9 protein-coding genes are annotated in these 11,640 nt (G+C 66.0%); 2 read left to right on the top strand and 7 right to left on the bottom strand.

Features of this window, described 5'->3' with window-relative positions:
* Positions 1–28: 28 nt before the first annotated feature.
* Positions 29–790, bottom strand: a complete 762-nt coding sequence (locus FNA46_RS09850) for a phosphoadenylyl-sulfate reductase (RefSeq protein ID WP_143125012.1) — start codon at positions 788–790, stop codon at positions 29–31.
* Positions 791–1,146: 356 nt separating this feature from the next.
* Here FNA46_RS09850 and FNA46_RS09855 point away from each other — a divergent pair, with 356 nt between their 5' ends.
* Complete coding sequence (locus FNA46_RS09855; protein WP_143125013.1) at positions 1,147–2,460, top strand: phosphatidylglycerol lysyltransferase domain-containing protein; 1,314 nt, start codon at positions 1,147–1,149, stop codon at positions 2,458–2,460.
* Positions 2,457–3,809, top strand: a complete 1,353-nt coding sequence (locus FNA46_RS09860; RefSeq protein ID WP_143125014.1) for a virulence factor family protein — start codon at positions 2,457–2,459, stop codon at positions 3,807–3,809. Before FNA46_RS09855 ends, FNA46_RS09860 begins: the two co-directional genes overlap by 4 nt.
* Positions 3,810–3,961: 152 nt before the next feature.
* Here the strand turns inward: FNA46_RS09860 and FNA46_RS09865 are convergent, their stop codons facing one another.
* The 6 genes from FNA46_RS09865 to FNA46_RS09890 all read right to left on the bottom strand — a co-directional run.
* Positions 3,962–5,275 carry a TRAP transporter large permease gene (locus tag FNA46_RS09865; RefSeq protein ID WP_143125015.1) on the bottom strand — a complete coding sequence of 438 codons (1,314 nt, stop codon included), beginning with the start codon at positions 5,273–5,275 and terminating at the stop codon, positions 3,962–3,964.
* Positions 5,275–5,814, bottom strand: coding sequence for a TRAP transporter small permease (locus FNA46_RS09870; RefSeq protein WP_143125016.1), 540 nt, complete (start codon positions 5,812–5,814; stop codon positions 5,275–5,277). Before FNA46_RS09870 ends, FNA46_RS09865 begins: the two co-directional genes overlap by 1 nt.
* 165 nt (positions 5,815–5,979) lie before the next feature.
* On the bottom strand, positions 5,980–7,014 hold the full coding sequence (locus tag FNA46_RS09875) for a TRAP transporter substrate-binding protein (RefSeq protein WP_143125017.1): 1,035 nt from the start codon (positions 7,012–7,014) through the stop codon (positions 5,980–5,982).
* A 285-nt stretch (positions 7,015–7,299) separates the two neighbouring features.
* Positions 7,300–8,637 carry a chloride channel protein gene (locus FNA46_RS09880; protein WP_143125018.1) on the bottom strand — a complete coding sequence of 446 codons (1,338 nt, stop codon included), beginning with the start codon at positions 8,635–8,637 and terminating at the stop codon, positions 7,300–7,302.
* A gap of 346 nt (positions 8,638–8,983) precedes the next feature.
* Positions 8,984–10,207, bottom strand: coding sequence for a DUF1501 domain-containing protein (locus FNA46_RS09885; protein WP_143125019.1), 1,224 nt, complete (start codon positions 10,205–10,207; stop codon positions 8,984–8,986).
* Between the two features lie 2 nt (positions 10,208–10,209).
* The coding region (locus FNA46_RS09890; protein ID WP_143125020.1) for a DUF1800 domain-containing protein at positions 10,210–11,640 on the bottom strand (1,431 nt) is incomplete at its 5' end.

The following is an 11,640-nucleotide window of genomic DNA, read 5'->3' on the forward strand; positions in this document are numbered from 1 at the left end:
GCGGCAGGATAAGGGACCGGGCTTCCAGTCAGTGCGGTGCGGCCGTGATGGCTGAGGCGACCGGTTCGGGAACATGCAGGCCGCATTCGCGCTTCTCGTCCTGCTCCCACCACCAGCGCCCGGCCCGTTCCGGCTCGCCCGGCTTGATCGCCCTGGTACAGGGCTCGCAGCCGATCGAGGGATAGCCACGCTGATGCAGCGGGTTGACCGGGATCTCCTCCGCCGCCACATGGGCGTGGATCGTCCCGATCTCCCAGTCCGCCAGCGGATTGATCTTCAGCAGGTTGCGTTCGGTGTCATACTCGGCAAAGGGCGTGCTGGCCCGATTGCCTGATTGAGCGCGCCGAAGGCCGGTGATCCAGATCTCGGCGCCCGAAAGAGCCCGCGCCAGCGGCTTCAGCTTTCGCACATGGCAGCAGGCATGGCGGGCTTCCACGCTGTCATAGAAACCGTTCAGGCCATATTGCGCCGCATAGGCCTCCACATCCCGTTCATCGGGGCGGAAGCGGCGGATCGACAATCCATAGCGTTCTTCCGTCTGGCCGATCAGCACCACCGTTTCCATGAACAGCCTGCCAGTTTCCAGCGTCGCCACCTCGATCGGCAGGCGATGTGTGCCGATGGCTGCGGTGATCACCTGGTCCTCGATGCCGAGCGACGTGGTAAAGACGGCACGGCCGAGCCCGGCGGCGAGCCTGAGGCGGCCGGCAAGGTCAAGGGCTGCCAGCTGCGCGTCGAGCGTCGCAACGGCCTGTGGCGTCTGATGCGGGATCACCTGCGTATGGGTCATGACGGGCCTGTGCTGCATTCCGATTGCGGCCCTTATCCCATATTGCGCAAAGCCCGCACAGAAACAGGGATTTGAAGCTGGCGCAGCCGGGAGCAAATCTCTCTCCAAAACGCCGGCAGAGTGAAAAACCGGCGCTTTCCCGGTCTGGCGGGCACCCATTTCTCTTTCGCACGCACCAGCGCCGCCCCTAACCTTCGGAAAATGGAGTGCTGCAGTGCGAAGTCAAGGCTTTTCACGTCATTTCATCACTTCTCAACCCTGTGACTTATCGCTTCCTTCACAGAGACGTGATAGATGCTTGTGCCCGGATGCGCAGGGACGCGCGCTTTCCGTAAAAAAATGTTGACGGACACCCCATGGAACCGCTTTCCGCTGACCGTGACCTGATCATGCCGACCCTGCCGGGCGCGCCGACAATGGCCCGGATTTCCGCGCTTTGGCAGGAGTGTCGATCCGGTCTGCGGGACCTTTGCGGCCTTGTCAGCCGCGCCAGTCTTCTGGCTCTCGTCGCCGCCGTGGTCGTCTGCGTCTACATGGAAGAAATCCTGCTGGCGCTGCGCCTCGTCGGTGCCCCCGCCATCGGTCACCATACCGGCACAACGCTGTCGCTGACGCTGATTGCGGGGGCGTGGGCCGGGCGCCGGATGATGCAGCCCGAACGGCGCCGCAGCCGCCGGCCGAGCGCGAGCGATCTTGCCACGGCCTGCGAGATCCTGGCCCGCCAGCCGAATGCCAGTGCCGGGCTGGTGCGGCTTGGCGACAAGCAGCTTCTGTTTTCGGCCGCGCGCGACGCCTTCATCATGTATGCCGTGCAGGGCAAGTCGCAGGTGGCGCTGTTCGATCCCGTCGGGCCGCAGGAGGCCTGGCCGGAACTCGTGCGCGCCTTCGCGGACGATGCCCGCCGCCATGGCCGCCGGGCCGTGTTCTACCAGGTTTCGCCTGCCTTCCTGCCGATGGCGGTGGATTGCGATCTCAGACCCTACAAGCTCGGCGAACAGGCGGTGGTGGATCTCACCCGTTTCAGCATGAAGGGAGGCGAATGGCTGAAGCTGCGCCGTTCCATCAACCGTGCGGAACGTGACGGGCTGGAATTCTCGCTGCTCACGCCGCAGGAGGTCCTGCCGCTTCTCGGCGAACTCCGGCAGATTTCCGATGCCTGGCTTGCTGCGCACAACGCCGCGGAAAAAGGCTTCTCGCTCGGCACGTTCCAGAACGGCTATCTGGCGGAAAGCCCGGTGGCGCTGGTGCGTTTTCAGGGTCGCATCGTGGCCTTCGCCAATCTTCTGACCGCCTCCAGCACGGGCGACGCCTTCATCGACCTGATGCGCCATATTCCCGGCACCCATCGTGGCCTGATGGATTTTCTGTTCGTGCGCCTGATGGAGACATTGAAGGACCAGGGCTTTCGCACGCTGAACCTTGGCATGGCGCCGCTGGCCGGCCTGCCCACCCACCAGGGCGCGCCGCTCTGGAACCATGTCTGCCGCCAGGTTTTTGAGAACGGCGAGCGGTTCTACAATTTCCAGGGCGTGCTGGCCTTCAAGTCGAAGTTCGATCCGGCCTGGGAGCCGCGCTATCTGGCGGTTGGCGGCCTCGGCCTGCCGGTGGCATCCATGCTGGATGTCACCCTTTTGATTGCCGGCGGCCTGAAGGGTGTGCTGCATCGATGATCCGTATCTGTTTCCTCTGGCTCTGCCTGCTGGCGGGCCCGGCTCTCTCCGCCAGCTATGTCACGAAGACGCTGCCCACCAGCCATCTACTGCTGCCCAAGCAGACCCCGGAGTCGGTGGTCGTGCTGGTATCGGATGCCGATGGCTGGAGCGCGGACGAAGCCGCGGTCGCCGAACGTCTCGTGGCGCGCAAGGCCGCCGTGATCGGCGTCGACCTGCCGCAATGGTACGCGGCGCTGTCGGCCTCGCCGGCGGACTGCCTCTATCTGGTCTCCGACATCGAAACGCTGACCCAGCAGATCCACCGCGAGGCGAAGATTGCGACCTATCGTGCGCCGATCGTCGCCGGGGCGCGGGAAGGGGGCGCGCTGGCGCTCGCCATCACCGCCCAGTCGCCGCCCGCCACCATCGGCGAAATGCTTGCCGTCGATCCGACCGCCGCCATTCCGCTGAAGACGGTGCTGTGCACGCCGGCCAGCAAGCAGGCCTCCGCGGAGGGCACGGTCTATGGCCTCACCCCCGGCGCGCTGCCGCATCCGGTGTCGATCGAACTCGGGCGTGCGGCCGGTCTTGACGGGCGTGCCCATGCCGCGGCGCTGAAGGCTGCCCACCCCGCCATCGAGCTTGCGGAGCGCGAGGGGAGCGACCCGGCCTGGGCCCGGCTCGGCGCCCGGCTCGAGGGCGCGCTTGACCGACTGGCCACGGCCCATTCACCGCTCGACCTGCCGATCATTCCGATCGAGGCACGAGCGCGCTTCGACACCATGGCCATCATCTATTCCGGCGATGGTGGCTGGCGCGACATCGACAAGAAGCTTGCCGTGTTCCTTCAGGCGGATGGGGTGCCGGTGGTCGGTGTCGATGCGCTGCGCTATTTCTGGCGCGAGCGCAGCCCGGACGAAACGGCCGCCGACCTTGCGCGCATCATCGACAGCTATCGGACCCGCTGGCGGGTCAAGAATGTGGTGCTGATCGGCTATTCGTTCGGCGCCAACATTCTGCCGGCCACGCTGACGCGGCTGCCGGAGGCGCAGGCCCGGCATGTCTCGCTCGTCTCGTTGCTGGCGCTCGGCCGCCATGCGGATTTCCAGATCTCCGTGATGGGCTGGCTCGGCGTCTCCGGTCCCGGCAAGCATGGCGATCCGATCGCGGACCTGAAGACGCTGCGGACCGACCTCGTGCAGTGCGTCTACGGCCTCGAGGAGAAGGATACCGGCTGCCCCGACGTGCAGTCCCTGCCGGGCGCGGAAGTGATCGCGCGCCCCGGCGGTCACCATTTCGACGGTAACTACAAGATCATCGCCGATGCGATCATGAAGCGCATCCGGGCGGAGGCCGCGGCCCGGTAAATCCGGCCGGCGGTGTCGCGCGTCTCTGCCTCCCGGGTGTGCTGCCCGGCGCCCCGTCGGTGAGCCGCTCTCTTCTCCAACTCCCCTTGAAAACATATCGCGCGCCCCGGTGGCCGGGACGCGCGAGGATCAGGTGCCTGTCTGCGGGTGGCTCAGACGATCAGGAAGGTCGAGATGATCGGGAAGGCCGTCAGCAGCACGATGCGGAACAGGTCGGCGGAAACGAAGGGAACGATGCCGCGATAGGTATCGCGGATCGGCACCTCGCGCGACATGGCCGAAATGATGAACAGGTTCAGCCCGACCGGCGGCGTGATCATGCCGATCTCCGCCACCATCAGGACGAGAATGCCGAACCAGATGGCAAAGTGTTCCGGGCTCATGCCGAAATCCATGGCGGTGACGATCGGGAAGAAGATCGGGATCGTCAGCACGATCATGGAGAGCGAATCCATGATGCAGCCGAAGATGATGTAGAGCACCAGGATGATGATCAGCACCGTCATTGGCGCAAAGCCCTGCGCGGTCACCCATTCCGCGCCCACCTGCGGCAGTCGGGAGAAGGCGAGGAAGGAGTTGAACACGGTGGCGCCCAGCACGATGAAGAAGATCATGCCGGTCGAGACCGCCGTCTCCTTGAAGCAGGCGAGCAGTGCGGCACGGTCGAGACCGCCATTCTTCCAGGCCACGAGACCGGCGCCGACCGCCCCGACGGCCGCGGCCTGGGTCGGTGTGAACCAGCCGAGATAGATGCCGCCAACCACCAGGAAGAAGATGACCGCCACCGGCCACACCGCAATCACGGCCGGCAGCCGCTCGGACCACGGCACGCGGGGCGCCTGACCGGCGCTTTCCGGCTTCAGCCGCACATAGATCGCGATGACCGTGAGATAGGAGATCGCGGCGATGATGCCGGGCACGAAGGCGGCGAGGAACAGCTTGGCGATGTTCTGTTCCGCAAGAATTGCGTAGATCACCAGCACGACGGAGGGGGGGATCAGGATGCCGAGCGTGCCGCCGGCCGCAAGCGTGGCCGTTGCCAGCCCGCCGGCATAGCCGTGGCGACGCAGTTCCGGCAGTGCCACCTGCGCCATGGTGGCGGCGGTGGCAAGCGAGGAGCCGCAGATCGAGCCGAAGCCCGCGCAGGCGCCGACGGCCGCCATGGCGACCCCGCCCTTGCGATGGCCGAGGAAGGCGGCTGCCGCATTGAACAGCGACTGGCTCATGCCGCCGCGCGCCGCGAACTGGCCCATCAGCAGGAACAGCGGAATGATCGACAGCGAATAGTTGACGTTGGTGGCCCAGATCACCGATTTCAGCTGGGAGAGGATGGGCGTCCAGCGGCCGGTCACCAGGAAGGTGCCGACAATGCCGCAGCCGAGCATGGCCGCACCGATCGGAATGCGCAGGAAGATCAGCAGGATCAGGACAGGGAAGGACCAGAGGCCGATTTCGATGCCGGACATCAGTGTGCTCCCATGGCCGAGACGATGACCGCCTTGCGACGGATGTCGCGGATATCGGCCAGGATGATGAACAGGCAGATGAAGACGTTCACGACAAGCAGGATCATGGCCAGCGCGTAACCCCACCAGATCGGCAGCAGCAGAAGCGGCGTCGTCTCGCCATTGTCCAGCTTGTCCATCAGGCCGATGCCGTGGCGCCAGGCAATCAGCGCGAAGAGGACGGCGATCACGATGTCGCCGATCAGCTGCGTTGCATTCATCGCCTTCGGCCCGAAGGAGGCAATCAGCAGATCAACGCCCACATGGCCACGCTTCAGCTGGCAGAAGGGCAGGAAGCCGAACACGGCAAGGCCGCACAGCGCCTCCACCAGTTCGATTTCGCCCGGCACGGGACGCAGCGTCAGCGAGCCGATGATCGATACGCCCGTCAGCACGCAGGCGGCCAGCAGGCAAAGGCCGCTGAAGCCGACCAGAGCGCCGGCCAGGCGGTGAACGAAACGATCCAGCGCATCAAAGGCGCTGGCGGAACCGCGGGTCATGGTGAACTCCGAAAGACGGCGAGGAAAAATGGATCAAATGAGAATGGTCGGATCAATGGATCCGGACGCAACCGAAGGCCGGCGCGTCCGGCGTGACCGGCAGTCCCGGATCTGTCGCCCGCCTCCGCCGATCGTCTGGCGGAAGCGGGCGGCAGGCGCCCGGTCTTACTTGCTGTACTGCTTGATGAGGTCGGTTGCGTCCTTGTAGAGCGCCGTGCCGTTCAGGCCATTCTTGTCCATTTCGGCGATCCAGTTCCTGGTCACCTTGTCGCCCTGTTCCTTCCACTTGGCGGTTTCGGCCTCGTCGAGGACATAGGTCGTGTTACCGGCCTTGTCGGCGAGCGCCTTGCCCTTCACGTCGCCGGCATCCATGGCGGCACCGAATTTGGCGGCGAGATCCTTGCCGGAATTGGCGTCGATCACCTTCTTGAGGTCGGCGGGCAGCGCGTCATAGCTGTCCTTGTTCATGGCAAACAGGAAGGCTGCCGTGTAAAGGCCTGTTTTGCCTGAGAAGCTGGTGTGGTTCGGGGCAAGCTCCGCGATCTTGATCGAGGGGGTCACTTCCCACGGCACCACGGTGCCGTCGATGACGCTCTTCGACAGCGATTCCGGAACCGTCGTCACCGGCATGCCGACGGCAGCGGCGCCCATCGCTTCCAGCATCTGGTTGACCACCTTGGAGGTGCCGCGCAGCTTCAGGCCCTTCATGTCGGCGAGCGACTTGATCGGCTTCGACTGGATGGTGTGCAGCAGCCCCGGTCCATGGGTGTGGACGGCCAGCACATGGTAATCCTTCAGCTCGTCCTTCAGGTGCTTCTGGTAGTATTCGTAGAAGGCCACCGAGGTTGCCTCGCCCGTCGTCACCATGAAGGGCAGTTCGAAGGCTTCCGATTTCGGGAAGCGGCCGGGAGTATAGCCGATCAGCGTCCAGCCGATATCGACCACACCGTCCTTGACCTGATCCACCACGTCGCCGGGCTTGCCGCCAAGCTGCATGGCCGGATAGATCTCCACCTGGATCCGCCCGCCGGAATCCGCCTTGATCTTGTCGGCCCAGGGCTGCAGCACCGTGGACGGAATGGTGGCCTGCGGCGGCAGGAAGTGATGAAGTTTCAGGACCACATCGGCCGCGAAGGCCGAAACACCGGAAACCGTGAGCGCCGCACCGGAAAGTGCGGCCAAAAGCAATCTGCGCAACATGTTCTCCTCCCATCGCGCCCGTGACACGTCGAGGGGAAAGGTGCGTGCGGCGGCACCTCCTTCGGTGCCTTGTACAGGTCAGGCGACCTGCTGCTGCTCCTTACGAGACGACGATCTCTCCCCGATCGCAGCCTCTCCCCCAGTGACGGTTATGGTTGCAGATGCATCAAGGGGGCGCAAATAAAAATAATCAAGAAATGCATAGTCCCTGGGTTATGTATCATGCACCCTTTCGTTGCTATCGGACCGGGCGGTCGACGCAGGGTGGGGCCTTGGTTGCAGGGCTCAGTCTGCGGCCCGTTCGCGCTCCTCCCGCAATGCCTTGGCGAGGAAGGCGCGCGAGAGGCCGTGATAGAGCGGTTCCGGCGACAAAAGGCGCGAGGTGAGATAGCCCAGCATGGCCGCAGCCATGATCGGGATCACCGCCTGATGATTGCCCGTCATCTCGATGATGATCACGAAGGCGGTCATCGGCGCCTGCACCACGCCGGCGAAGTAACCGGCCATGCCGAGGATGGCGCCGAGCGCGATCTTGCCGCCGACCAGCATGGCAAGCGACCCGCCGAGGCTGACGCCGACGGTGAGCGACGGGGCGAAGATGCCGCCCGGAATGCCTGACGCCATGGACAGGAAGGTGGACGCGAATTTTTCGAGGAAGAACAGGGGCCCCGGCGCCTGGCCCTCGAGAATGGCGCGCGACTGTTCATAGCCGGTGCCGAAGGTTTCGCCGCCGGATGCGACGCCGATGATGGCGACGGCGAGACCGCAGGCGGCAGCCAGAAGCACCGTGCGCCGCACCGGCGCCGGTTCGACAAGCCGTCGGATCCGCCGCGCAACCGACAGCGCCCCCGCGCTGAAGCCAGCACCCAGCGCGCCGCCGGACAGCCCGCAGACCAGCACCAGCAGCCAGTCGAGCCCTGTGGTGGCGCTGACCGCCGTATCGCCGAAATAGGTGTAGCTGCCGACAAGGCCAAGCGCTGCAAGCCCCGACAGGATGACGGCCATCAGCACCAGCCCGTTGGCGCGTGCCTCGAAACTGCGGCTCATCTCCTCGATCGCGAAGACGACACCGGCAAGCGGCGTGTTGAAGGCCGCGGCGATGCCGGCGGCGGAACCGGCGAGGATCAGGCCGCGCGCCTGCGCCATGCCGCCGATCCGGCCGCTTGCCAGCATGATTGCGGCGCCTACCTGGACGGTTGGTCCCTCGCGGCCGATCGAGGCGCCGCAGAACAGGCCGATGAGTGTCAGCAGGATCTTGCCCGCCGCGATCTTCAGCGACAGCAGCCGGTGCCGCGGTTCTGCGTCATGCAGGTGACGGGCGGCGATTGCCTGAGGAATGCCGCTCCCTTGCGCATTGGGAAACCAGGTGAGCGCCATCCAGGCGCACAGCGCAAAGCCCAGCGGCGTCAGGAGAAGCGGGATAAAGACGGCATCCGGGTCAAGGGCGAGCATGGTCTTGAACAGATGCTGCACCCGGTCTGCCGCCAGCGCGAAGAAGACGCTGACGAGGCCGATGGCCACCGCGCCGATCCAGAACACGATGCGCGGCTTCCACACCGGCCAGGAGCCGCGCATGACGCGCGAACGGCGAAACATCCGGGAGCGGCGAGGGGAGACAGGCATGGCAGGCACTTTCAACGGGGCAGGTCACTTGTCTTTAACGCCCTCGGTGCCCGTCATGGCAAGGCCTGAATCGGCCGCATGCTTCACCTTTGAGAGCAGTGCCGGTCGCGGGGGCCTGCGACCGGCACTGCGCTGCCGTCCGGGCGGGGGTACGAGGGGTTGCCCGGACGATCAGACCGTTGAGAGCGTCTCCTGCGATAGAGAATCGCCCGGAACGCTTCATTTCCTTGTTTGCACACACATCCTGGAGGGCCTCACGACCCCACCTTCGCCGGAACTGCAACCGGACCGGTCTGGCTCCCCTTGAACCAGACGGGCCCGGTATTCTTCGGTCCCGGACAGAACTCTAGACGATCAGCCCCTTCATTGGGGCCACCTTGCCCGAGCCCGGAAATACCGCTTCCGCCAAATGGCCGGCATCGGCGCCGAGCAGGTCCACCGCCACCCCCTTGATCACGGCACTCAGATCCGTGGTGGGGGCGAGGTCGCGGCCTTCGAACAGCTGGGCATCCTTCAGACCCGGCCAGTCGGTGATCACCCGGCCGCCGGCAATGGCGCCGCCGGCAAGGAAGGCGGTGGTCGCTGTGCCGTGGTCGGTGCCTTCCGTGCCGTTGATGCGGGCGGTGCGGCCGAATTCGGTGGCGATCACGATGGCGGTGTCCTTCCAGGCCGGGCCGAGTTCCTGATGGAAGGCGGCGAGCGAGCGGTCGAGCCCGGTCAGGAGCTTGGCAAGCCGCTCCGTTTCCTGCGCATGGGTGTCCCAGCCTTCGAAGGCAAGGGCGGCCACGCGCGGGCCGCCGTCGCCGGCGATCAGCCGTGCGGCGCCGCGCGCCATCTGCTCCATGCCGTCCGGATCGCCGGCGCCGCCCTTGGCCTTCATGTCGAGGCCGGAGGCGATCTTGCCGGTCTCGATGCCTTCCTTCAGCAGGCCGGCCAGCAGCGGGTCGGTCTTGCCGTAGAGATCCATCAGGCGCGGCGCCAGATCGCCATCGGCTGCCTTCAGAACCGGCGGCGCCCAGCCCAGCACCGGGGCCTTGCCGCGAATGACGAGCGGGGCGTTGGCTCCGACGGAAAGCCCCCGCACCCGCTCCGCCGGACCGGGGGAGATCAATTCACCGGCCGGCAAACCTTCCAGCAGGCGGTTCAGCCAGCCGGTCTCGACATGTCCGGGCGTGGGATACCCGGATTCCAGAACATCCTGCCCGTCGAAATGCGAGCGTTCGCGATAGGCGGTGGCGCTCGCATGCACCACGGCGGCCTGCCTGGCCTGGAACAGCTTCTGGAAATAGGGCATCGACGGATGCAGGCCGAAGAAGCCGTCGAGCGGCAGGGCGGCATTCTCGCCATCCTTCGTCAGCGCAATGTCCTGCCGCAGGGAGGCATAGCCGGGATCGCCGAGCGGCGGCACGGCGGTGAGGCCATCAAGGGCGCCGCGCAGGATGATGGTGACGAAGCGCGGATCGCGTCCGCCGGCCGCATGGGCGAATTTCGGCATGAAGGCCCAGGCAAACAGCGCACCGGAGGCGCCAAGCACGGCGCGGCGGGTGGGGTTCAGGGTTTCGCACAGCATGGTCAGGCCCTCTGGAATTCGGGGGAGAGGAAGGCGATAGACAGGCCCTGCGGCTTGGTTTCCGCGCGGGATATGGCCTGCAGCGTGTCGTCGGTCAGCAGCGGCCCGAACCGGTCGCCGGCAAAGGCGCGCGGATCCACGGGGCCGCCGATCTGGTGGGCGAAGAGATTGGCCGCGTCGATGCGGGTCGCAAGCCCCTCCGAGGAGGCCCAGGCATCGGTGGTATCCGAAAAACCGTTCGGACCTGAGGGGTTCCACAGCGGCTGGCCGAGCGCCTTCAGCACGGCAAGGATCTGGTTGGGTTTCGGCTTGAGGCCGGTGGCGCGCAACAGACCCGTGACATAGACGAGCGGCGGGCGCACCTTGGTCAGCTGCGGCGTCCAGGCCTCGTCGGCATTGATCATCGCCATGTAGACGGCCGAAAGATCGCCGTCGGTCTTGGTATAGGCGGCCGCCATCCTGTCGATCAGCGCCTTCGGCGGCTGGTCGGAGACGAAGTGGCGGGCAAGCTTGGTGGCGAGATGTCGGGCGGTGGCCGGATGCCGGGCGAGATCGCGCAGCACCGCCTTGCCCTGGTCGAGCCCGTCATCGGCATAGGTCACGCCCATCACCGTCTGGTCGCCGGGCTCGTGCGCCCAGTCGCTGAAGGTGAAGCTGCCGAGCGGGCCGGGGCGCTTGCGGTCGCGATAGACCGTCCAGCCGGTGATCACCCGGGCAAAGGCGGTGACATCCGCCTGGCTGTAGCCGCCATCGACGCCGAGCGTGTGCAGTTCCATGATCTCGCGGGCGAGATTTTCGTTGAGGCCGCGCTTGCCGTTGCGGTTCGCCTGGGAATTGGGGCCAACCGACTGCTGGTTGTCGAGGAAGACCAGCATGGCCGGGTGGGTTTCCACCGCCACCAGCATGTCCTCGAAGCGGCCGAACAGGTTCGGGCGGATCGCCTCGCGCTCCATGCAGCCGGCCAGGATATGCACATCGCCGCCTTTCGAGATCGCGACGGCGAAGTGGTTGGCCCAGAACATCGCCAGCCGTTCGCCAAAGCCGATCAGCGGCTGGTGGATGGTGCCGTTGAAGCGCGCATCCGTTTCCGCCAGCAGGATTTCCTGGGGCAAATAGGGTTTTTCACGCTGCGGCTTCTGCTGGGCCGTCTGGGCGGGGGGCGCATTGCCCGGCATGGTGCCCTGTGCCGGCGGCGCACCCGCCTGCATGCCCATGTCGCCGGCGGGCTTCTGGGCACCGGTAGCCGGGCCCTTGTCGATGCCCGCCTTGTTCATGCCGGCCATCTCGTTCGGGGCGCTGCCTGCGGCGGGCTTGTCCGCACCCGCCGCAGGCAGCGCCCCGAACGAGATGGCCGGCATGAACAAGGCGGGCATCGACAAGGGCCCGGCTACCGGTGCCCAGAAGCCCGCCGGCGACATGGGCATGCAGGCGGG

Origin of the sequence: Affinirhizobium straminoryzae (assembly GCF_007004135.1) — a bacterium.
In the GTDB taxonomy this organism is placed as follows: Bacteria; Pseudomonadota; Alphaproteobacteria; order Rhizobiales; family Rhizobiaceae; genus Neorhizobium; species Neorhizobium straminoryzae.